Raw genomic sequence first — 24,063 nt, 5'->3', positions numbered from 1 at the left:
GTATCCCTTACCTTTTTCAAAAAAATACCCAAACTTCAGCAGGTATGTCCCCTTTCTTTTTGAACTAACCAAGTTTACTTCAGGAATATCCTTTTTTCCTAGTATCTAATAAGCTGGGTTTTTAATGGGCCGTTTGACCACCGGGATTTCTTTACCCTGTAAACCGGCCAGTATCTTCTTCGGCAGGGCCGGGAGCTGTGTGATCCGCACACCGCAAGCATTGTAAATAGCGTTACAAATAGCAGCATGCGGTGAGGTCAGCGGCAGTTCACCCACACCGGAAGCACCGTGCGGGCCATGTTTACGCTGGTGGTTCACGTAGATAATTTCTATATTATCAGGAACGTCCTTGACGTAAGGGATACCGCAGGCAGCCATGCTGGTGTGCTTCTTCAGATCTTCGAAATCTTCGGTAAGCGCAAGGCCAATGCCCTGGGCCAAACCACCGTAGATTTGCCCGTCAACAACTGTCTTATTAATAACTTCGCCGACGTCGGCAGCCATGGTCATACCTGCGACCTGAGCCTTGCCGGTCTTGGTATCCACCTCCACTTCCGCCAGGAAGACACCGTACATGTATATGGCAAAGGGTTTACCTTGACCTTTTTCATCGCAGGCTGTGCAGTTATCTGCAGCTGTGCTCCACTTGCCTACATATTTGAGTGGTATGCCTTTGGTCACTGCTTCGTCATAGGTCATGTAAGTCCCATCGTCTTTCTTCAAAGCGTTGACCAGCTGTTCGCAGCCGTTTACGGCGCTGTTACCAATGACCACCTGGGAGCGGCTGCCGCCGGCCGGTCCGCCGGCTGGAGCTAAGTTCATATCGTTCATAACCAGCTTAATTTGCTCAGGCTTGATGCCCATTTGCCGTAAGACTTCATGGGAGGTAGCCAAAAGACCCATATCAGCACCCTGACCATGGTCCTGCCAGTTGGTGCTCACCTGAACCCTACCGTCAGCCAACAATTCCACCCATACTTCAGCACTGTCTACGCCGTCCAGCCCACAACCATAGACACCGACAGACACGCCAACACCACGCTTTTTCTCCGGCGTGGAAAGCGCTTTAGCCTTCTCCAGAGCAGCCTGGTACTTGGGCCGAATCGCGTCGATTAATGCGGGCAAGGAATATACTTCAGGATCATGACCGGAAGGGTTGGTGTCGCCGGGACGGTATGCGTTAATATAGCGCAGTTCCAGCGGATCCATGCCTAATTTTTCGGCCAGAACGTCTATTAAAGTCTCGGAGGCAAAAAGGCTTTGGGGCGAACCGTAACCTCTAAAGGCGGAACCCCAGCCATGATTGGTGCAAACCGTATAGCCAACTCCCTTGATGTTTGGTATACCATAACCCGCACCAATGAACTGAGCACCCCGCAAGGTGAGGAGATCACCAAACTCGGAGTATGGGCCGTGGTCGACAGCATAGTTATGTTCCAGAGCGATAATCTTGCCATCTTTGTTGGCACCAAACTTAACGTCCATAAAGAACGGCGACCGCTTGCCGGTATAAGTAATTTGCTGGTAATAGTTAAAGTTCAGGAAAACAGGTCTACCGGTAGCCATACATGCGACCCCTACCAGCGCTTCAATGGTGGGACTGAACTTATAGCCAAAGGTGCCGCCCACACCCGAGAACTGAGACAGGAACAGATTTTTTCCGGCCTCTAGACCAAGTCCTTCGCCAATCATAAGCGCGTGTATATCCAAACCAATGCTCTTGGATAAAATTTGCAAGTTACCGTTGTCGTCATAATAAGCAGCGGCAACATCCGGCTCAATGGGCAGGTGAGGCTGGCGGCCAACAAACAGGTCTTCCATGGATACCACAACATCTGCTTTTTCCATCAGCGGCGCGGTATCTTCGCCCTTTATGTTTTCCTGCTTAAAGTAAACGTTCGGAGTTCCGGGGTGAATTTCTATGGCGTCGGGCTCCATGGCGGCAGGTGCACTCATGTAAGCCGGCAGCACTTCCAATTCCACATTGACTTTTTCCACTGCGGCCTGAGCATGTGCTTCGGTATCGGCGCAAACAATGGCAATGGCGTCACCATACTGGAAAACCTTTTCGTCGCACAGGATGGGCCGGTCATAGCTGTCTCCCTTATTGTTCGGGAAGTTTAGGCCGTTGACGCGATTTTTGCCTTTAACGTCTTTGTGCGTGACAACTTTGTAAACACCGGGCATTTTTTCAGCTTCGGATGTATCGATGGATAAAATCTTAGCGTGGGAAACCTGAGCCTGAACCAGTTTAAGCTGCAGAGTACCGGGCGGCATTTTGAGGCCGAAGTCAGCGCCGTAATCAATGGTGCCGGTAACCTTGCCCACAGCCGAAGGACGCGGGTAATCGGTGCCTAAAATTTTACCATCGGCCGGCATTTGGAAGCTTAAATCAGCCACGGTTATTTCGCCGCGCATCAGGCGGGCGGCGTCCATCACCGCGTCTACCTGGGGCTTATACCCCGTGCAGCGGCAAACATTCTTATGCTTCTGGAACCAGGTACGTACCTCTTCCCTAGTCGGATTGAGATTTTCGTCAAGCAGGGCCTTGGCGGAGACAATAAAGCCGGATGCACAAAAACCGCACTGGGCGGCACCGTGTTTGACCCAGGCCAACTGCAGAGCATGCAGGTTGGTGGGGGTGCCAATGCCTTCAATAGTGGTAATAATAGCATCATCGGGAACCTTTTTCATCTTGGTGACACAGGACAGGATAACTTTGCCGTTCATAATGACCGAACAGGCACCGCACTGGGCCTTGCCGCAGCCAATCTTGGTACCGGTCAGATGCAGCTGCCCGCGAAGAACATCCGCCAAAGCAGTTTCCGGATCAGCAACCAAAGTCATACTGGCACCGTTAATGTTAACTCTTTTCTTAAGCATTAATTCATCTCCTTATATTAAATGTTTACTTGTTGTAACACGTTGTTTAAAAATATTGTTAAATACCTTTGCCAAAGCCGCAATCAGGATAACGGCACTCACGACAGTTGGAACAAAGACCGCCATAACCCAGGGAAATAATATCCCTGCGGGTAATCACTTCACCAGCCAAAACCCGCGGCGCTATTAAATCAAATATACTGCTTCTGTGATACATAACACACCCGGGCAAGCCCATTACAGGCAGTTCATCAATATAAGCCATCATAAACATGGCCCCCGGCAGAGCAGGTGCCCCATAGCTAACAATGCGCCCCCCGGCGGCAACCACGCCCGCCGGCGTTACATCATCGGGATCCACCGACATACCACCGGTAACCAGGATCATATCGACCCCCTCTTCCATTAGTTCCTTGATAGCCACTACAATCATATCTATACTGTCGGACACTAAAATCCGCCTGGTAACTTCGCCGCCCCACTCGGCCAGTTTAGCTGTCACTACCGGCCCAAACTTATCCTGGATGCGCCCTTTGTACACTTCGCTGCCTGTGGTTACCAGCCCGACCCGCATGGGTCTTAAGGGTTTTATCTCAACCAGGGGAAAACATTCCCGGCAGATATGCTCTATGCCAGTAATAATTTTCTCTTCTATAACCAGCGGAATAATGCGCGTACCGGCCACAATCTTATTCTTTTTAACCAGCTGGTTTGAGTGCAGGGTGGCAAACATAACCTGTTCCCGCTCATTAATCGCAAACAAAGCGCCGGTATTGATTTTTAACAATCCGTCTTCTGCGGCCAGCAAGCTAACCTTTCCTTCACTAGGTTCCGTTAGGGTAACACCATTACCGGCTGCTGCCGTGGCCATGCGCATCGCAGCCTCATTTTCGTGCAGAACTCCTTCACGCATTTCCCAAACATAGAGATGCTCTTTGCCAATATCCAACAGACTGGGAATATCCTCAGGCTTAACAACATGTCCCTTTTTAAATAGCGGTTTTTTAAACTTGCCGGGGACAATTAGGGTGAGGTCGTGGCAAAGCACCATCCCTACCGCCTCCTGTACCGGTACAGATTTCATGATTACAGCCCCTTTCACAAGCGCACGCAAAAAATTAAAACCCTTACTGCCGCACCTTCAACAACTTATCAATTACCCTCGTCCTAAAAACAGCCAGGCATAAACACCTAAAACATAAACCTAAAACAATAAAAAAGACCGGAATGCAGTAAAAATACAGCACCCCGGCCTTTTAAGACCAAAGTATTATACTGTACTCCTTTCCGCGTTGGGAGGCCTGCCGGTTTCCCGACAAACCCTATCGGCCAGGCCATCATAGCTGTTACCTTAGACAAACCTGACTCGGAGCATATGCAATTGACAATGTTAAACAATACCTATAGAATCGATAAAATCGCAACTAATAGCCCGCCTACTGTAATTACCAACGCTCAAGCGTCAAAAATAAACCGGAGTGCGAAAAAATACAGCACCCCGGCATGACCAAGCACATACTGTACTCCTTTCCGCATTGGGAGGCCCGCCGGTTTCCCGACAAACCCTATCGGCCAGGCTATCATAGCTGCTACCTTAGATAACATAGCTCGGAGCAATTATAAGTTATTGATATTGTTTAATGTTAATACAAGCAAAATCCATGCTAATTTTACAAAAACACAATATGACTGTACAAAATGTTATTTTTATTATACTAAGACTTTTACATGAGTTCCATACCTGTCTCAAATATGACCACTGTGCAGTTCCACTTTGATACAGTTGCATTAAAAAGATACGTATTTATTGCTGGCAATCTTGGTTTAAAACTTATAATCAGATCCAGTAAAGTGTTTAATAATTATAAGACTCTATATTTCTACATAATATAACTTGTCATTATAAAGCGCAAAAACTATGCCGGGCCTATATTTTTATCAGATAAAAATCAGGTTATGCTCTGACAAACACAACCTGATTTTACTGTGCTATAATATTTCTATATCCTTATATGCGAAATATTACTTCTGCTCCGCCAGCTTGTTTATTCCTGCCAATACCTTTTCCGGCCTTGCCGGGAGGTGGGTGATGCGCACCCCGCAGGCGTTGTAAATACCATTAATGATAGCGGCATGGGGGGCAGTCGTAGGCAGTTCACCGCAACCTGCAGCCCCGAAGGGCCCTTCCTGCCGCGGAATTTCAGTGTAACCCAGCTCCAGATCATCTGGTACATCCTTGATATAGGGGAATCCACAGGCAATCATGTTGGTGTGTTTATCCAGATCCTCAAAATCTTCACTTAACGCCAGCCCAATACCCTGGGCCAGGCCGCCGTATAACTGCCCGTCTACCGCCAGCTTATTGGCGTGTTTACCCACATCGGCCAGCATAATCATTTTAAGTACCTTGGTTTTACCAGTTTGCATATCCACCTCCACCTCGGCCATAAAGACGCCGTACATATAAGTAACCACTGGATTAAACTGGCCTGTCTGAGGATCAATACGGCTGCACAGGTGGGCTGTAGAATAGCTCCCCATATACTTGGTGGGAATATTCTCTGCCACCATGTCATCATAATTACGGTAAGACCCATCGGGCTTTTGCATAGCGCCGAGCAGTTTTTCGCAGGCATCCACAATAGCCCGGCCAGTCATAAACTGGCTGCGGCTGGCCGCCGCCGGCCCGCTGTTGGGACAAGTAGCGGTATCATTCATCACCAGTTTTATTTTTTCCACCCCGATACCTAATGGCCGCAGGGCTTCGTGAGCCGTGGCCAGGGTTCCAATATCCCCCCCCTGACCGTGGTCTTCCCAGGTATTGAAAACGGTGATGGTACCGTCCGGATTTAACTCCACAGCCGCCTCGGATACGTCCGCACTGTCACGGCCCACGTTATACGTACCGATGGCAATGCCTACGCCCCGCCTCTTGTCAAGCGAGACTTCTTGCTTGGCCCTTTGTAAAGCATCTTTATACTTGGGCCGGAGCATATCTAATAATCCCGGGAAGGGATGGACATCCAACTCACAGCCGCTGGGAGTGGTACTACCAGGGCGGTAGACATTTATATAGCGAAATTCCAGGGGATCCATACCCACTTTTTCAGCTAGTTTATCAATCAGCACTTCACTGGCGAACTCACTTTGCGGAGAACCATAGCCCCGGAAAGCAGAACCAAAGGCATGGTTGGTGAATGTACACCGGCCCAGGGCGCGGATGTTGGGGATATGATAACCGGCACCTATACAGCGGGCCCCCTTCACAGTGAGCAGGTCACCAAACTCAGAGTAAGCTCCGTGATCAATAAGAAAATCGTGCTCCATGGCTAAAAGCTTACCATTTTTATCCGCCGCTAGCTTGAGGTTGATAAAGAAAGGCGACCGCTTACCCGTATAAGTTATTTGCTGATAGTAATTATAGCGCATAAACACCGGTCTGCCGGTGGCTATGCAAGCCACTGCCAACAAAGCTTCCATAGTGGGGCTCAGCTTGTAGCCGAAACTGCCCCCCATGGGGTTTTGTACTAGCCGCAATTTTTCCGGCTCAATCCCAAGTCCTTCATATAGCATCCTGTGGTGTGCATGTAGGGTAATGGACTTGGAATGGATGGTTACCCGTCCCTCATCATCCAAATAGGCAAACCCCACATCGGGCTCAATGGGCATGTGCGGCTGGCGCTGAACGTAAAAACTATCCTCTACGACATAATCGGCCGCCGTCATAATTGGTGCAGTATCTTCCCCCTTCATCACTGGCTGCTCAAAAAACACGTTGGGTGTGCCGGGGTGGATTTCCATAGCGTCCTCAGCGGCAGCATCCAAGGCATTCATGTAAGCGGGCAGCTTCTCATACTCTATCTTGACCTTTTCCGCCGCTGCCCGGGCATGATCTTCGGTATCTGCGCAAACCATGGCTATAGCGTCCCCGTATTGAAATATTTTTTCATCACATAATATGGGACGGTCGTAACCGTCATTTTTACTCCACGGGTACAGTACAAATCCAAAAATACGGTTATTCCCTTGTACGTCTTGGTGAGTAAGTACGCGGTAAACACCTGGCATTTGCTCGGCTTCTGACGTATCAATGGAAATTATATTGGCGTGCGACACTTTGGCCTGGGCAATGGCAAGGTGCAGCGTATCGGACGGTAGTTTTAGCCCCAGGTCAGCCCCGTAATCGCAAGTCCCCGTCACCTTGGCCAGTGCTGTGGGACGAGGGTATGCAGTGCCGAATATTCTACCGTCTTCAGGTATTTTAAAACTTAAGTCCTCCATACTGATTTCGCCCCGCAGCACCCTGGCCGCATCCATAACGGCATCCACCAGTGGCTTGTAACCGGTACAACGGCATGCGTTGCGGTGCTTTTGGAACCAATCCCGAACCTCATCCCTGGTGGGGTTTGGGTTCTGATCAAGTAACCCCTTGGCCGAAACAATGAAGCCGGGAGTACAATAACCACATTGCGCCCCTCCGTAGACTATCCAAGCCAGCTGCAACGCATGCAAATTTGCCGGGGTACCAATCCCTTCAATGGTCACAATAGATGCCCCATCAGGCACGCGCTTCATTTTTGTAACGCATGATCTAATTACCCGGCCGTTCATTAAAACCGAACAAGCACCGCAGGTACCCTGGCCGCATCCAACTTTAGTACCCGTCAAGTTTAGCTGGCCACGCAACACATCGGCCAACGTATCATCCGGGTGTACAAATACAGTCACAGGACAGGAGTTAATATTAAGTTCTTTTTTATGCATTCCATTACCACCTCGCTAATTAATTGTCAATATCTCACAGCCACCAAAACACCCGCTGAATACTTACCAATTTATCGCGAGTTTTTCAGGTTTAGCCGTGCACCATGTCTAACTGTTGACCATATAACATTCGGCCCAAGTTAATAATAAAAAAAAGGCCAAACATTGCGGAATAGCAAAGCTTGGCCTCATATATAGACATGAGACTTATTTAGCTCTACTTTCCATAATGGGAGGCAACAGCCGTTTCCAGCCGCACCCTATAGTTCTGGTTGCCATACTTTATCAGCTACAGGCAACCAAAATCGTAGAGGCACATATTTCGACAGTATTATAAATTCAACATCTATAATAAAAACCCTGCCGAAAAATAAAAACATATGACACTAATCAGCAAAATTTGGACGCGCTTCCCCTGCTTCCTTGACGGTGAAAAACCTCCGCGGTAAAATATTGTGTTATATACTTTAAACGTAAAGACGTTAAGGGGTCAAAGCATGGAAAGAAGTATAGAGATGCAGGATTCCCTGCAGCTATTCATAGCATGATTGTTTTGAGATAATTATATTATTATTTGCATATAGTGGAGATGATTACAAATATGTATAAAATGTTATTTTTAGCGGAAAAACCTTCGGTAGGCAGAGACCTGGCCCGGGTATTAAACTGCCATCAAAAAGGAAACGGTTATCTGGAAGGCGACCGGCATATCGTGACCTGGGCACTGGGCCACCTGGTGACGCTGGCCGACCCCGAGGCTTATGATCAAAAATTCAGCGCCTGGCGGCTGGAAGATCTACCAATTCTGCCCCCCTACTTAAAGCTGGTGGTGATTAAGCAAAGCGGCAAACAGTTTAATGCCGTTACCACACAAATGAAAAGAAAAGATGTCCGTGAGATTGTGATTGCCACCGACGCAGGTCGTGAGGGTGAGCTGGTGGCCAGGTGGATTATAGAAAAGGCCCAAATCAAGAAGCCTATTAAACGGCTCTGGATTTCGTCGGTTACCGACAAGGCCATCAAAGACGGGGTCAGAAATTTAAGAAAGGGTAAAGATTATGAAAATCTTTATGCCTCAGCCGTTGCCCGGGCCGAGGCTGACTGGCTGGTGGGCATCAATGCCACCCGGGCTTTGACATGCAAACATAATGCCCAGCTTTCCTGCGGCAGGGTCCAGACCCCGACCCTGGCCATCATTGCTAAAAGGGAGCAGGAGATACAAAATTTCTTGCCCCAAACATTTTACGGCATCACAGCTAAAGCCGGTAATTTACAGCTAACCTGGCAGGACAGCCAAACTAAGGACACCAGAATTTTTGACCGGGATAAATGCTCAAAAATACTTACGTCCATAAAAAATAAAAACGCTATGGTTTCAGCGGTCGATAAAATCTATAAGAAAAGTTTTGCCCCACGGCTATATGACTTAACAGAACTTCAAAGGGATGCCAATAAACTTTTTGGCTACTCGGCAAAGGAAACTTTATCCATTATGCAGCGGCTGTACGAGCAGCACAAAGTTTTAACCTACCCCAGAACCGACTCACGGTATATTACCACGGATATAGTGGACACCTTAAAGGACCGGCTGACAGCCTGCAGCGTGCCGCCATATGCCAAACCGGCGGCCAAAATACTTCGTAGCCCCATCAAAGCCAACAAATCCTTTGTGGATAATAGCAAAGTAACGGATCACCATGCCATTATACCGACTGAACAGCCGGTTTTCCTAAATAATTTAAGTGATACGGAAAAAAGAATATATGACCTGGTAGTAAAAAGGTTTTTAGCTGTTTTATATCCCCCCTTTGAATATGAACAAACCACCCTAAAGGCCGGCATCGGCAATGAGCACTTTATCGCCAGGGGTAAAGTGGTGATCGCCCAGGGCTGGAAAGAAGTGTACAACAATCTTTTCGAAGATGAAGAAGATACCGCGGACCAAATTGCCGAGCAGGTATTACCGGCTTTAAATAAAGGCGATGTCTTGAAAATATCGTCCGTGTCCCAGACCCGGGGAGAGACCAAACCGCCGCAGCCGTTTAATGAAGCCAGTCTTCTTTCCGCCATGGAAAACCCGGCCAGGTATATGGCCGGGGAAAATAAAAGTTTAATTCAAACCATCGGTAAAACCGGTGGGTTGGGAACCGTAGCTACCAGGGCCGATATAATTGAAAAACTATTTAATAACTTTTTAATTGAAAAAAGGGGTAAAAATATATTTATTACATCAAAAGGCAAACAACTGCTCGATTTAGTCCCCGGAGATTTGAAAACACCCGCTTTAACTGCCCAGTGGGAACAAAAGCTGGAGACCATTGCCCAGGGAAAGCTTGATAAAAACATTTTCATCCGGGAAATGAAGCAGTATGCTGGCGTAGTTGTTAATGAGATCAAAAATAGTACAAGCAAATTCAAACATGATAACCTTACCGGTGAAAGATGCCCCGATTGTGGTAAGCGCCTGCTGGAGGTCAATGGTAAAAAGGGCAAATTACTGGTGTGCCAGGACAGGGATTGCGGTTATAGAAAAGGAGTCAGCAAAATAACTAATGCCCGGTGCCCCAATTGCCATAAAAAGCTGACCCTGCACGGCGAAGGAGAAGGACAAATATTTGTCTGCAAGTGCGGCTACAGGGAAAAGCTCACTGCCTTTAACGAGAGAAGGAGAAAAGATAAGCAGGATGCCTCTAAAAGAGATGTGCAAAAATACCTACGGCAACAAAAGAACTCCGATGAAGGGCTGACCAACCCCGCCCTGGCAGAGGCCCTGGCCAAATTGAAGCTGAAGGAATAAAGGACTGCTATAGACAAAAAGCCCCTTAACCGGGGCTGTTTCTTTGTATGCAGCCCTTCACATTCAATTCTTTATATTTTGCTTGTAGTGTACTACATCATTTAGTACAAACATAACGGTGTCAAAATCCAGCACATGTCCCCGCAGATGCATATTAATGGACCTTAGTAGCTTTAATTAGCTGCCTGCCGCCCACCTCTTCCCAGGTTGCTGTGGAACAACCGGCAGCAGCCAACCATGTTTTATACTGTTCGAAGGTCCATGTTCCCCCGGAAGCCGTGTTAATCAGCATATTTACCGCAAATAATGCAGGCATAACGCCTGTGCCCCGGATCATATCATTGATGACAATTTGTCCTCCCTGTCCTAGTTCGCCTGCCGCATCTTGAAACAGTTTTCTATTCTCCTGCTCACCGTATATATGGCATACATTACCAAGGAATATCAGGTCATAAGGTCCCGGCGGCAAACCTTTGGTAAAATCACCTTTCACCATTTTAATGGGTAAACCTGAATCCAGTTCCGGTTGCATCATATCTATAACCTCAGGCAGGTCCAGTACAGTCACCCTGGCCCCCTTGACGGCAAAAGCAATGGCGTAGGTTAACGGGCCACCCCCAACATCAAGAACCCTGGGGTTTGTAGGCAGTTCTTTTAAGCAATAATCTATAATTGGCGACGCCGACTTCCGTGCATGGTGGCTCATTGCCTTGATGAAGTGCTTTGTGTGTCCGGGTAAATCCTTTTTCGCAACCGGTTTTCCACTATGCATTACTTCCGGTAACTGCGTCCATGCCTTCATTATATTGTAAGTATGCATGAATGCAAAACCTGTATACTGCTCGTATTCAGAATTAAAAAAGATATTGTCTGCCTCCTCGGTGAGCTTAATTTTTTCACCATCGTATTCAAGATACTTTAAAGCAATCAAAGCTTCAATAACCGTCCACATAGCCCTGCGGTCGATTTTCGTCCTAACAGCCAATTCTTCCATGGTACAGGGATTATTCTTCAATTCTTCAAATAATCCCGTTTGTACAGCCGCGCCAATAATCAAAAATTCCTGCGGCAGCTGAAATGAGCCGGTGTTTGGCATTCCCATCATCCTCCCTTTATTTTTTTTAAATGTTAAGAACTATAGCACTTTATTCTTAAGATTACTTGCATCTTCAATAACCGGATCTTCCTAATAATGTACAATTATTTTATTATGGCACATAATGATCTGAAGAAAAACATCAAATTGAACTATTACCATGAAAACAAATCTTCATCCTTCTGCCGGTGTACGTTAGCACCAAGAGCTATTCATATCACGGAAATTTAAAAGTGGCTTGTTGCATTCGTTCATTACAAATCAGCTATGCATTTTATGGACATACTAAGCGATATATAACATTACCCAGAACCGGAGGAAGTATTTTGTTTATACCAAAACGGGTTTTCTTTGAGCAGGCGGCACTTGATTACCCTCTGGGTCAGCAGCTGCACAAAAGATTCAAGGGAGACGGAATACCCGTTTCCATGATCGGCAGTCACAACCGGGTGACGGGCATACCCGGCAAAACGCCCCGGGAAGCCTATCTGGAGTCCAAACGCACCCTGGTGGTGGGAGTACGCCGTACGCTGCAGTTTTCGCCGTGCAAACCATCGGCCCACTACCAGCTTCCATTGAGCACCAGCTGCACCGGCCAGTGTCAGTACTGTTACTTGAATACAACACTGGGCAAAAAACCATATATAAGAGTATATGTAAACATTGATGAAATACTTGAGCAGGCAGAAAAGTATATAAAAAAAAGGGCCTCGGAAACCACTTTATTTGAGGGGGCAGCCACTTCCGATCCCATCCCCGTGGAACCGTATACCGGCTCACTGGCCCGGGCTGTAGAGTTTTTTGGGCAACAACCTCTGGCCCGTTTCCGTTTCGTTACCAAGTTCACTGATGTAGATACGCTGCTGGATGCCCGGCACAACGGGCATACCCGTTTTCGCTTTAGCATCAACACCGACCACATTATCAAATCTTACGAACAGGGCACCCCGGTGGTCCAAGCCCGGTTAGGTGCCGCCCGGCGTGTAGCGGAGGCGGGTTACCCCCTGGGTTTTTTAATCGCCCCTATTTTCAACTACCCGGGCTGGCAAAGCGATTACACCGAACTAATCCGCTCCCTGGCAGAGGAGTTACTGCCTGCGGTCGGACCGGACATTAGCTTTGAATTAATTTCCCACCGGTTTACAGCATCCGCAAAAAAACGCATCCGGGAGGTGTTTCCGGACACCACCCTACCTATGGAAGAGGAAGAGCGTAAGTTCAAATTCGGGCAGTTCGGCTACGAAAAGTACGTTTATCCAAAGGAGACGCTGGAGGAGATGGATGAGCTGTTCCGGCGGGAGCTTGATAAGCACTTCCCCAGTGCTAAAGTGAAGTACTTGGTGTAAATAATATTTTCATTATTTTTAATGGTGTTGTTGTTACTTCCAGAAGAATGTGTTACCATCAGATATAAATATAAAAAGATTAAAAGCCTCACCCCAACTGGTCAAGGTAGGCTTTTTCCTAAAATTATTTAAATTGGATTACCTAAATACTATAAAAATACTGTTTAAAAAACTAAAACCGTGGTAAACTATACTTGATAGAATTGCGGCTAAATCGTGCAACCTGGACGGTGTATACGGTCCTAAACATGCCTTAGTACCCATTAAGGGGAAACGTGGAACATGAAAGGGTGTGCGTGATGCCGTTATCTTATTTTTTTAATCATTTTTAAACCCATATTGCTTTTTTGTATAAAAACACTTAGACTTTCCGTATCCTCCCGAATTATGTATCGTCGGATGGAACCTGTTATAACATCTGCTGCTTGTAGAGCCTTATCCCGTTCAGAGGAAACATGGGTAAGGTTAATTTTTATGTCCGGATAGATTTGAATTATTTTTTTATATAACTGATTCTTAAAAACTTTTTCACCATATTGATCAAAAAATACATCAAAACAAATATCTATTGCATTAGCCCCCGTGCTGGTAATTATGCCCTTAAGAAGTTCAATAGCCAAAATCATATATATTTCGGTTTGTTTTAAACCGGCTACATCATCTTCCAGCATATATACCGCAAAAATTTTTATATCTCTTGGCTTATATTGCTTACCAATTTTAACTTTAGCAAGGTTATCCAGCACGACCTCTTTTACTTTTGGAAAGCCCCGGTGTATCACACTATCCTTAATCTCCGGAAGATTTATCTTTTTCCCCCCAGTTTTATTGGACCTCTTGATGTAGCCCCTGGTTAATTTTATTGCATCTTCAATATCATGCCTTTGTCCAACGATTGCACCCATAACGTATGCTTTTTTGAAAGATTCATCAATAAATACTTCCAAACGGCTCACCACTTTCTGGAATGACTGTATGGTCTAAGATATGTATAGGTTGGGCCGTTATAGGTAAATTGCAACCGTTTAACTAAACCATGCTTCTCCAAATCCACCCAGGAATTGCTTCACTACTAATTAAATTTTCGAGCTCCATTTTATAGCCCCATCTTTGACCATGAAGAGGTAAATACCTTACCTGAAAAAAACATTCGCTACTACTTATTCTTAATATTTTAGATGCGGTACTGGTCATTCAGGCGTACAGAACGTTGCTCGGATTTACCTCTCTTGCCTTTTAGCTTTTCAAAACGTAGACTCTTGAAAGCATAAAGGTCATTTTCGTTCCTTACGGCATCAATTACGACCATCACGTCAAAAAAGCCTCAACAACCTCAGGGGGATATTTATGGGCCCCTTTTTCTTCGGTGTATAAGGCTATTAGCTTCTTTGATTTAAATTGGAAACGCAAACCGTTCTCTCCATTCAAATTATAGCAAGGATTTTTAAAATACCCAAGTTAAAATTCACCCTTGGGGTGAATTGTTTTAAATTATTATTATATCAATAAGTTAACTAATTGTTATGTAGCGATTTTTATTACATGCCACATTTTAGATTTGGTTTGTTTACTTTATTTCGCTTTTGTCCCTCTCCGATATAATTTCCTTTAGGGTTTCAAGGGCACTTTTTTCGGTTGGGTCGTTGGTACCAAGTTGCCCACGGAAGGCAACCGAAAGAATATTTTCGTTTAAGCGTTCAATAAGATTATTCAAATTAATTAAAGCTTTAATTTCTTTTTCTATAGATATCTGCTTTTTTACTAAGGAAGTAATGGTTTTAATCTCACTTTCAGGTGGTATTGGAACTGGCAACATCAATAGCTTTTTGGCATTAATATTTGCTTGGCCAACCTGCTGAGTAATTTGAGATTTTAAAAACATCTTTCCTTGATAGCTATTAATATACCAGCAGATATATTGTCCGAAAAATTCTTTTTTATATAAACTAATTCTAATAAGGTAAGATGCATAAATCATTTTGTTATGTTCAGATCTAACTAAAGCGGTCTTGCCTACTAGTTCATAACTATTAGTTCTATTAAATAATAAATCATTAGTCTCTAGTGTCAGTTTCTTTACATCCTCATGCTCTGATTGTAAATATTTTAAATCGTTTAATTGAATTTCACCATCTTGTATATTTCCCATTCTTAATACGGGAATTCCATCCACGTCATCGCTTGTTTTAGCTGATGAACCATATGTTGAAGTTTCAGTAATTTCCCCCAACCTCACCCAACACCAACCTTCTGGCAATTCATATGGCGTTTCAATTGGTGGAAGTTCCGCTTGTTTTCTACCTTTACCATTACTTAGCTTGGCCTTTTCTTCCTTAATCCGCTCCAGTAGTTTTTCAGCCGGTTCGGTATTGGGGGTTTGTTCCCGCCATTTCTTAGTTAATTCCCCCCGGAAAGCTTTGGCTAAAATGACGGCCCGGCGGTCGGCAAAGGTTTCCCGGGCCTCGTCGATTAATTCTTTGGCCTGGTTTATTTTATCAAGTAGGGATTCAACCCGGGCAACGATACGTTTTTGTTCGGGCACAGGAGGTAAGGGGAAAGGATATTCATTTAAAAAATTTTTAGGAACGCGTTGCTGTCCCACAGCTCCTGTCATTACAGCCTTAGCCTGATTTCTAAAATATTGAGATCGTACTAAATAATATAATAGATGATTGTTTAATATTTTCTTTACCCTTAAAACGTGAAATTCTGTTGAGCCATAGCCAAATCCATTTAATAAATTTTTCGCTATAGCCGCTTTTCCATTCTCCATACAGGGTGTAATTTTAGCAAATAGCACATCGTCTTCTAAGAAACTGGTATATCCTTTTTTTACATCATAATATTTACGAGCCTCAGGTTTTTCTATAATTCCGTGAACATCACTAACAGAACTCATTGGTATAAATGTAGTTAAAAAATCTTCCTCATCATTTTTAGGGTTATACTTCGGTGGATTAATAATTGCAATCTGTCCAAGCCTCACCCACACCCAATTCCCCGGCACCTCATACGGCTGTTCCTCCTCCGGCACCCGCGCTTCTTGCAGCATTTCCTCCGGGGTCAATGTTTTCTTCTTTATCGCGCTCACGCCTGACCCTCCTCGGCTTCTTTTAGTTCTTTAACTACCTCATAAAGAAGCGCCGTGGCCTGTTCCAACTTGGCGATGGCTTCTTCCGCCGATTCTATGGGGTCGGGCAGGTTATCGTAAGAGGAATACTTTTCATCAGCAATCAGGCCTTGGTCCAGGTTATCGCCTTTAGCCCGGATTTGCTCGCGGGTCAGACAGGACCAGCGCTCGTCTTCTACCTTTGAGCGGTCTTCCGCCAGGTAAGCTTTTTCAAAGCCGGCAAAGTGTTCCTCGGTGAGCGGGTTGCGCTTACCCAAACTGGGCATGTTGGTACGCAGGTCGTAAAACCAGACCTCTTTGGTATTTCCCCTATCGGTTGTGCCCCGGATGAAGAACAGCACGTTGGTTTTAACTCCCTGGGCGTAGAATATGCCGGTGGGCAGGCGCAGGATGGTGTGCAGGCCGCACTTGTCCATCAGGTCGGCCCGTACTTTCTGGCCGTCACCGTCTTGGAAGAGCACGTTATCCGGTAAAACCACTGCGGCCCGGGCACCGCCTTTATTATGTAGAGAACGGTAAATGTGCTGCAAAAAGTTAAGCTGTTTGTTGGAAGATGGGAAGGTTAAATCATCCCTGGTGGGGCGCTCCCCGCCTTTTTTGGTGCCGAAGGGCGGGTTGGTTAAAACCACATCATAATCCCGTAATTCTTTGCCTTTGGTAGAGAGGGTGTCACCCAGAATAATTTCCCCTTCAATACCATGCAGCATAGCGTTCATCAGGGCCAAACGGTGGGCGTCCTGCACAAGCTCACAACCCGTAAAGGCCTGTTTCCTCTGAAACTCAGCTTCTACCGGTTTTAGGTCAAAATAGTCATCAGTTTTTTTCCTTACATGCCGATCGGCAGCAATCATAAAGCCAAAGGTGCCGGCAGCCGGGTCGTTGCATTTTTCACCCGGTTTAGGGTCAATTAAACGCACCATTACATTAATTAACGGCCTGGGGGTGAAATATTGTCCAGCCCCCGATTTTTTTTCACTGGCGTTCTTCTCCAAAAGGCCTTCGTACAGAGCGCCCAAACCCTCTTCCCGGGCGCTGTACCAGTCCAGCCCGTCTATGGACCGAATGATTTTTTCTAAGTTTTTAGGTTCTTCAATATTGGTATAGGCGTTGGCATAGATAAGTTTGACACTGCCCCGCCCTTCTTGGCCCAGGTCCACTAATAGTTTGCGGTAGAAATTTTTTAATTCCGTACCTTTCTTTTCAACCAAATCATCCCACCGGTAACCCTCGGGGATCTGGCTTTCTTGCTCTGTTTCTTTCATCATTTTTAAAAACAAAATATAGGTTAACTCGGTGACGTACTGGTGGAAGGTGATGCCGTCATCCCGCAGCACGTTGCACAAATTCCAAAGCTTTTGGACAATTTCCTGTGTCGTCATTCTTTATGCCTGTTTCCTTTCGTCGGGATAGAGTGATTTTATAATTTGGTTAAGCACCTGGTCGATCTGACCGTTGAAAATTTTGTTGATCTTCTTGTAGCCACCGATTTCTCTGAAGGGCTCTTTGTCCAGATCCTCAGGGTTGATTACGGTTTCTTTAATTAACTGTTTCTCTATGCGCTCCAGCCACTTGCGCTGCACATTGGTCCACTTTTGCAGGGCGTATACTTTCTGCATAGCGTTTTTAATGCGCTCTTCATGGCTCAATAACGGGTCGCCCAGAGCCTGCTGGCGGATAAAGCCGATGATGTCCGCAGCTATATCCTGGTTGGTCATTTCCCGCCAGGCGGTGCGCAGGTTGGTCTCGGAGTAACCATGCCGGTCCAGTTCCAGTTTAAGTTCCCGCAGCGCCTGCCTGGTCAATTCCCGCGGCCTCTGGCAGACAATCTGCAAAGCCGGGATGATATTCATATTATCCTTAATAAATCTGGTGAACTCACCCAGGTAATCCTCCGGCTTTTCGGCATTGCCGTAGCCCCTGGTATGGTAGACCAGCTCATCTTCATGGAAAGAAATTAGCTGCTGCCGGGGCTGGTAGCGGTTCTCGTCCAAAAAAGCAAAAAGGTTGGTCCGCTTTTGCAGCTCTTCTTTTATCTCACTGACCGGGGCGTTGCCCAGCCATTTAATAAATTCTTCGGGTGAACGCCCGCCGGCCAGGGTGGTGAAGTCCTCTTTGTCTTGCCCTTTTAGCCGGCGCTTTTTGCGCTGCAGCTTGGCTACGATTTGTTCCACATGGGCCTTTTGCTGCGCCTCGTCTTCCAGTTCTTGCAATTCTTTTACCAGAGTAGTGAAATCCACCTTGGGGTTGGCTACCACAGGCTTCATATTGGTAACCGGCGCCAGCGCCTCATACAGGCCTACAGGGTCATAGATGACAAAGTGGGTTTTATTGATTCTCGGGCACAGGCGGGTGGCCCGGCCCAGCATTTGCTCGTAGAGGATCCGGGAACGCACCCGGCGCAGGGAAACCAGGTTGCATATTTCGGGTACGTCTATACCGGTGGTCAACAAGTCAACGGTTACGGCAATGTTGGGCAGGCGCTCGTTTTTATATCTACGAATCATCCCCACGGGGTCTTTTATGGAGCCCGTGATTTTAGTAATAGCGTCATCGTCAATGGTACCGGACTGCTCTTCAAATTCCTGTTTCATCAGCCTGACCACCATATCGGCGTGATCATCGGTAGCGGCAAAAAGCAGGGTTTTCTCTTCCCCCTCGGGGTCAAGTTCCTTGGCCAGTTCTTTGATCACCGTTTTATTAAAGTTCTCGGTTATGACAGCCCGGTTGAATTTATCTATATCCAGAAATAACTCATCCGGCAGTTCTTCGCTGTTGGTTATCTGGCCGGTTACCGGGTCGTATATGGGTACTTTCTCGCCCTTTTTCCACTTGATGCCGGTTTCCTTTAATTTGGTGCCGATTTGATGGGGCGGTTCGTGATCCACCAGCCAGCCGTCAATCACCGCATCCCGGTAGGAATAGGTAAATACGGGCTTGCCGAATATCTCTATGGTGTGGGGCGCAGGCGTTGCGGTTAGGCCGATTTTAACGGCGTCGAAGTATTCCAGTACCATGCGGAATTTGCTGATATAGTCTTTCTGGTCGCGGAACTCCAGCTCCACTTCACCCATTTCTTTATCCAGGATGTAGCCCCGGTGGGCTTCGTCTACTACGATACAGTCATATCTATCCACTGTGGGGGTGTCTGCATCGTCGTCACCGAACATAATCCGCCTGACCATGCCTTGGACGGTGGCGATATGTACTTTGGTGGTAGCCTCGGGGATTTTATCAGCCAGGCCTTTTAGGTCAAAGATTTGGGTAAAGGTATGGAAATCCTCCAGCCTGGCCTCTTTAAAGGCATCCTCAGCCTGTTCCCCCAGTGCGGAGCGGTCCACCAGAAAGAGAATGCGCTTAAACCGGTCCAATTTAATCAACCGGTAAACTAAACCGATAGTGGTACGGGTTTTACCTGTGCCGGTGGCCATTGCAATAAGGATATTACGCTGTTCCTCGGACAGAGCCTTTTCGACTGCTTTGATGGCGGCCACCTGGTAATCCCTTAAGTTTAGGTAGTCGTATGGCTCCCGATGCAGTTTTTCGGTGGCCAGGTCAATATTTTGCTTAAATAGTTCCTTTAAGCCCTGCGGTGTGTACCAGGCCTGCAGAGGCCGGGGGTGGTTGGTCTTTTTGCGGGCATCCAATAGCCATACGCCGGACTTGGTTTCTAACTGTTTCAAGTATGGCCGGCTGTTAGTGGTAAACAGAAAGGGTACTTTATACGACCTCCAGGTGCCCAGTATGATTTCATCGGCCCGTTGGGTAATATGCTTAGCATAGTTTTTAACTTGCTCCATGTCAGCAACTACGTCTTTGCTTTTCTTTTTGGCTTCAACCAGCCCGATAATTTCCAAACCGGCAAACAGGGCATAATCCACCGGACCCGCCTCAGTGGGCCACTCAGCAATAGCCAGATTGCGGTTTTTCTCCGGGCGCGTGCCTTTTGACCAGCGTAAATTTTGGGTATCGGCTTCCCAGTCAGCGGCCTGCAGCTGCTGGTCAATCAGCTTGCGGGTTTCAGCTTCGGAAAGTTTAATTTTGGCGGCTGCTTTTTGCGCCCGGTCATGACGTTTTGATTTTTCTTCTTCGGTAAGTGCAGCCGCGGCCTTTTGTTGGGCCAGCTCTTCCTGCAGCCTGGCCAGTTCGGCCTCAAAATTTTCGGTCTTCCGGCGCAATAGGTCTTGCAGTTCGTGAATATCCTGCGGTTTTTCAGGCTGTTTAAAGGGTGACGGATTAAAGGTCCAATTATCGTAAGTTTGCACAAACCAAACGGCCAGGCGGTAGGCAAAGGTCATTTGGGTGGTGGCTTCCTGAACCGTGCCGTAGGCTTCGTGCGTGGCTTTATTGCCGGCCTTGCGTATAGAGTGGAACATATCTATTAACCGGTCGGGCAAAGCACCGTCGCTTTTAATCAAGCTAAGCCTGGTGGTTTGTTTACCGTCATAAGGTTCCTCAAGGTTTTCGTAGGAAAGAATAATTTTAGATAATATTTCCCCAAACATTCTTAATTTGATTAAAGATGTATTGGGGTCGGTATGTAAGTTTTTTTCAGCTAACTCACCCAACTGGGCCAAAGTTGGCCATCTGGGTGCTAAAAAGGAAAAATTACTTGGGCTCATGTGTATTCCCTTCTTTTATTATTATGGAATGCCAGGCACATGATGCTTTTACATATTTCTGCAATTATGTCATAAGTCCTGTTTATTTAAGGGAGAATGATGTATTACCATAGTAACCCAAGATGTGACAGGTTAATATTTGAGAAAGTTACGTTTTACCATATATTGTTATTTATTTAGAAGAATAGGATATATTTTACAATGCATATTTTTAAATAAAAAATGGGTGAGCATTGTGTATTAGTGATCCTATTTTCAATTTACTCTTCAGCAAGGTTAGCCTTTGCAGAGGTCTATTAGTACTCGGTTCTAGCTATTGGGGATTATGAGAATTATCCTTACGTAAATTTAACTTTCGAAGATGCCAACTATTTTGATGACTATTTAGAAAATCATTTAGATTAGAGAAAAACACAGTATGAGGTTGAACCTAATCCTGATGGCTCAGGCGATGATTATAAACCGACTGAAAGAACTGCCATTGGGGTTTCTTTAGGCAATTTTAAAGACGGCGATAGTATTCCACAAGCAAACCAGAGTGATTTGCTTTACTTTATGGGACATGCTGTATATTTATTTTGGCATGACTTGTGTTCTTAAAGCAGATATCAATCACAGGCCGTTTAAAGCAATATCGACCGGTTCGTCCAATTCAAGGCATCCCCCGCGCAACTCTAGCGTATCCTCCCCTTGAAATGGCGCACTTCTATCACTTGATCAAGCCGAAGTTCCCAAAAGGTTGCCTGAACATATTTTCCGTGGCTTTCCCACTCATTCTCCCGCAGCGGTGAAACGTCAAATATCTTCTCCCATGATTTTCGTTTTACCTTCAATTGCTCATCGGACGGCAAGCTTTTGTACCATTTATCCTCGGCTTCATATTCCTGTTCGTTTGAACAATCTCTATAATAGCCATCATTCAATAAAAGATGCCACATGTCCTCATTGCTGAGCAGTACGTCTTTATCCGGCACTTCAAGTTCAATACAGACCTGATTTCCGCTATAGCTGCGAAACTCCATGCGACGCAGATCGGGCTTCCGATGTTCCCACTCCACGGTATGCCACGCCCAAAACGGATACTTCACGCCCGCAGGCGGTTGCCCAACACGCAAGACCATTTGCTCCGCAAGCCAATCATAAGCGGGACCAAAGCCGCATTCGGTAATCAGTTCAGATTGTGCCGGATCGCAAAAGAGAACCTTTTCCGCTTTTAACTTCACATACAGGCTTTCCGGCTGAATTGACCATAAAAGCATAAACTTCTCCTTACAATCCTAAAATATCGTATTTTTTGTCACGTTTTATGCTTTAACTATCATACATTGCGGGGACGCTCCTAGTGCTTTAGGTGGTGCAAGCAGCACGCTCAGCAGGAGCGTATTTCCTATTTCTTTACCGGAGCGGCTTTGTATTCGTTAATAGGAATATCAGGTAAGCCCGCAAAAGGGAAAGCTTTGCGCAGACTAACAATAAAAGCTTCTTCATGTAGCGTTTCATATGTTACTTCCTTGAACTGGTAACGGATGACCATATCCTTCACAAAATGCTCTATTTTGGGGATAATAGTCTCAAGTTTCGTATCCAGGTACATCTCAACCGTTGACTTGTTCGGTTTAGGCGTATTAATGCCGTACTTGAGTTCATCAGGCGGGTTCTTCTTTATTGCTGGTCCCAGAATGCCTTTGAGATTCTTCTTGCATGCTTCGAATTCCTCTTCCAGTTTTGATTGAACACTTTGTTTGAAACTATCCAGTTCTGTCTGCAACTGCTCCAAATCTTTGATAAAGTCATTTTTATGTTGTTTTAACATCACCGTACCATAACGGCTTCCAAGCGATTTCAGATATTTGTCCCGTAACGCTTTTACCTTTTCATGCATAGCTTTTCCTGAAAGATCACTGCCAGATCTTATAAGTTGATAGGAAGCTTTCAAGCGATCTTTATCTTTTTCGTCAGACGCCAAGTTCAGCAATTCTTGAGGTATTGAAATCGTATGCCTAGTTAAGTGAGTCCCTTCCAAACTGAGTTCGACGAACTGAATATAGCTTGAATACACATTTACTTGTCTAGCTAAATCGAATTGCTGAGGGGGACACTTTTTAAGATCAGACTCTATCTCCTCCATATCTTTAATACTAAAGGTCTCATGGGCTATTTCAGGTTTGGGTACACCAACGACAGGCGGTTTATTCGCTACAGTATTTTGTTCCAGCATTTCACCAAGTACTAACTGCGGTGCAATAGCACTTAGCAATTGATTAGCCTGTTCAAGGCTGATAGCAACTGAATTGGGAGCAAAGGTGCTATTACTAGTTGGTTCTTCCTCAACAAGCCTAGGAGTTGGGGTGAAAAACCAGGCTTCCTCATCCGCAATGAGCAGACCAACTCGTATACCGGGGCATTTTCGAAGGTAAATGCCTTCAGTATCAAGGTGTTTGATCGCCTCCAGATCTCCATACCCTAACCGATAGACTTGCGGATCTGGGTCTAGAATTATTTCTAACGCTGCCGCACTATTCTGCTTCTGATAGACTGATATTGCTTTGGCCACTGAAAGCCATATACCTGGAGCTATGTATACTACTCGTTGATTGGCATTGCTGACGATATCGGCCAGCATTTCATCGGTTAGCATTTGAAAAGTTGCCAATTCTATCACCGCCTGACTGTTTTCTGCTTAATAGTTTAAACCTATGCTTAATATCGTCTTCGGTAAGATGCAACGTTTGACAGGGCTTATCTTTTTTATACTTCTCATTGCACCGCCAAATCGTGCGGCGGTATTTAGTGTTGGAGCCCCAGACCTTGGAGCCGTAAAAGCCACCACATTCGCCGCAAATGATTTTTGCCGAGAATGGGCCATGGCAACTGACTGGCCGGCCGAGCTTTTTGTGCCGCTCTATTTCAGCCTGCAAACTTGAGAAAAAAGACTGCCGGTTTGGAAATTGATATTGAAGCCAAAAGCCAGGAGATCATTGATTCTCTTGGGAGTAAGATAGACTATTATAAGCAATATCTTAAAACAGCTAGAAAAGAGAAAACATCGGATTACGAGGCTTTAAATACTCTGTTCCGCGAAACACTTAAAGAAGTCTGGGAATAGTAGCTATAAAGGAGTATTCACCATGGATATTCAGTATATAAAAGATAAGCTAACTTCAAGCGAATATGATTTTCTAAGAACAGACCCGCACCTTGGAACGAATATATTAATTCTTACTACTGCAGGGTCTATTGCCTATGGAACAAATGTCGACACCAGCGATATTGATGTCAGAGGCGTTACAGTAGAAATTCAATTTAGTTACAAATTGCCGGGAGTAATCAGGTTAAAACAAATTGATATACTATTTCATTTGTTTCCTGATCCGTTAGTCTGTGATACTTTAAAAGGAAATTGATAAAGCTTCATCTCCGGTGTTTTG

At 45.7% G+C, this 24,063-nt stretch carries 15 protein-coding genes and 3 riboswitches; of the genes, 4 read left to right on the top strand and 11 right to left on the bottom strand.

The features are described from left to right. Positions 1 to 105 precede the first annotated feature (105 nt). The 3 genes from DESGI_RS01290 to DESGI_RS01280 form a co-directional block, all read right to left on the bottom strand. Positions 106 to 2,883, bottom strand: a complete 2,778-nt coding sequence (locus DESGI_RS01290) for a molybdopterin-dependent aldehyde oxidoreductase (protein WP_006522957.1) — start codon at positions 2,881 to 2,883, stop codon at positions 106 to 108. 58 nt (positions 2,884 to 2,941) lie between these two features. Then, on the bottom strand, positions 2,942 to 3,967 hold the full coding sequence (locus DESGI_RS01285; protein ID WP_015617894.1) for a molybdopterin-binding protein: 1,026 nt from the start codon (positions 3,965 to 3,967) through the stop codon (positions 2,942 to 2,944). Positions 3,968 to 4,147: 180 nt separating this feature from the next. Continuing rightward, positions 4,148 to 4,267, bottom strand: a riboswitch (molybdenum cofactor riboswitch). A 123-nt stretch (positions 4,268 to 4,390) separates the two neighbouring features. Further along, a riboswitch (molybdenum cofactor riboswitch) is annotated at positions 4,391 to 4,509 on the bottom strand. Between the two features lie 396 nt (positions 4,510 to 4,905). After that, positions 4,906 to 7,647: a molybdopterin-dependent aldehyde oxidoreductase gene (locus DESGI_RS01280; protein WP_006522959.1), complete on the bottom strand. Its 2,742-nt coding sequence runs from the start codon at positions 7,645 to 7,647 to the stop codon at positions 4,906 to 4,908. 201 nt (positions 7,648 to 7,848) lie between these two features. Next, a riboswitch (molybdenum cofactor riboswitch) is annotated at positions 7,849 to 7,970 on the bottom strand. A 278-nt stretch (positions 7,971 to 8,248) separates the two neighbouring features. Here DESGI_RS01280 and DESGI_RS01275 point away from each other — a divergent pair. Then, positions 8,249 to 10,444 carry a DNA topoisomerase III gene (locus tag DESGI_RS01275; RefSeq protein WP_006522960.1) on the top strand — a complete coding sequence of 732 codons (2,196 nt, stop codon included), beginning with the start codon at positions 8,249 to 8,251 and terminating at the stop codon, positions 10,442 to 10,444. A 154-nt stretch (positions 10,445 to 10,598) separates the two neighbouring features. On the opposite strand, the gene DESGI_RS01270 is transcribed toward DESGI_RS01275, so the two are convergent. Continuing rightward, positions 10,599 to 11,540 carry a class I SAM-dependent methyltransferase gene (locus DESGI_RS01270; protein ID WP_006522961.1) on the bottom strand — a complete coding sequence of 314 codons (942 nt, stop codon included), beginning with the start codon at positions 11,538 to 11,540 and terminating at the stop codon, positions 10,599 to 10,601. Positions 11,541 to 11,866: 326 nt separating this feature from the next. Here DESGI_RS01270 and splB point away from each other — a divergent pair, with 326 nt between their 5' ends. Then, the gene (gene splB, locus DESGI_RS01265; RefSeq protein ID WP_006522962.1) at positions 11,867 to 12,886 is read left to right on the top strand and encodes a spore photoproduct lyase; all 1,020 of its coding nucleotides are present in this window, start codon (positions 11,867 to 11,869) and stop codon (positions 12,884 to 12,886) included. A 305-nt stretch (positions 12,887 to 13,191) separates the two neighbouring features. Here the strand turns inward: splB and DESGI_RS01260 are convergent, their stop codons facing one another. From DESGI_RS01260 to DESGI_RS23510, 7 genes are all read right to left on the bottom strand, one after another. Further along, entirely contained in the window at positions 13,192 to 13,833 is a 642-nt protein-coding gene (locus DESGI_RS01260) for a DUF3800 domain-containing protein (RefSeq protein WP_006522963.1), read from the bottom strand. Between the two features lie 620 nt (positions 13,834 to 14,453). After that, complete coding sequence (locus tag DESGI_RS22770; protein WP_006522965.1) at positions 14,454 to 15,977, bottom strand: restriction endonuclease subunit S; 1,524 nt, start codon at positions 15,975 to 15,977, stop codon at positions 14,454 to 14,456. Beyond that, the gene (locus DESGI_RS01245; RefSeq protein WP_006522966.1) at positions 15,974 to 17,395 is read right to left on the bottom strand and encodes a class I SAM-dependent DNA methyltransferase; all 1,422 of its coding nucleotides are present in this window, start codon (positions 17,393 to 17,395) and stop codon (positions 15,974 to 15,976) included. The genes DESGI_RS22770 and DESGI_RS01245 overlap by 4 nt, the downstream gene beginning before the upstream one ends. A gap of 3 nt (positions 17,396 to 17,398) precedes the next feature. Then, positions 17,399 to 20,635, bottom strand: a complete 3,237-nt coding sequence (gene hsdR / locus DESGI_RS01240; protein WP_006522967.1) for a type I restriction-modification system endonuclease — start codon at positions 20,633 to 20,635, stop codon at positions 17,399 to 17,401. 674 nt (positions 20,636 to 21,309) lie between these two features. Further along, positions 21,310 to 21,894, bottom strand: coding sequence for a DUF3841 domain-containing protein (locus tag DESGI_RS01235; protein WP_006522968.1), 585 nt, complete (start codon positions 21,892 to 21,894; stop codon positions 21,310 to 21,312). A 128-nt stretch (positions 21,895 to 22,022) separates the two neighbouring features. Continuing rightward, positions 22,023 to 23,288, bottom strand: a complete 1,266-nt coding sequence (locus tag DESGI_RS01230; protein ID WP_006522969.1) for a hypothetical protein — start codon at positions 23,286 to 23,288, stop codon at positions 22,023 to 22,025. Beyond that, entirely contained in the window at positions 23,260 to 23,553 is a 294-nt protein-coding gene (locus tag DESGI_RS23510) for a recombinase zinc ribbon domain-containing protein (protein WP_083939737.1), read from the bottom strand. The genes DESGI_RS01230 and DESGI_RS23510 overlap by 29 nt, the downstream gene beginning before the upstream one ends. A gap of 2 nt (positions 23,554 to 23,555) precedes the next feature. On the opposite strand from DESGI_RS23510, the gene DESGI_RS01220 reads away from it, so the two are divergent. Beyond that, the gene (locus DESGI_RS01220) at positions 23,556 to 23,741 is read left to right on the top strand and encodes a hypothetical protein (RefSeq protein ID WP_041284724.1); all 186 of its coding nucleotides are present in this window, start codon (positions 23,556 to 23,558) and stop codon (positions 23,739 to 23,741) included. Positions 23,742 to 23,763: 22 nt separating this feature from the next. Next, positions 23,764 to 24,039 (top strand): nucleotidyltransferase domain-containing protein, encoded by a 276-nt coding sequence (locus DESGI_RS26665; protein ID WP_006522970.1) that lies wholly within the window; start codon positions 23,764 to 23,766, stop codon positions 24,037 to 24,039. Positions 24,040 to 24,063: the final 24 nt, after the last annotated feature.

It is taken from the genome of Desulfoscipio gibsoniae DSM 7213 (assembly GCF_000233715.2).
GTDB classification, from domain to species: Bacteria; Bacillota; Desulfotomaculia; order Desulfotomaculales; family Desulfallaceae; genus Sporotomaculum; species Sporotomaculum gibsoniae.
This window is presented reverse-complemented; position numbering and strand designations above follow the sequence as displayed.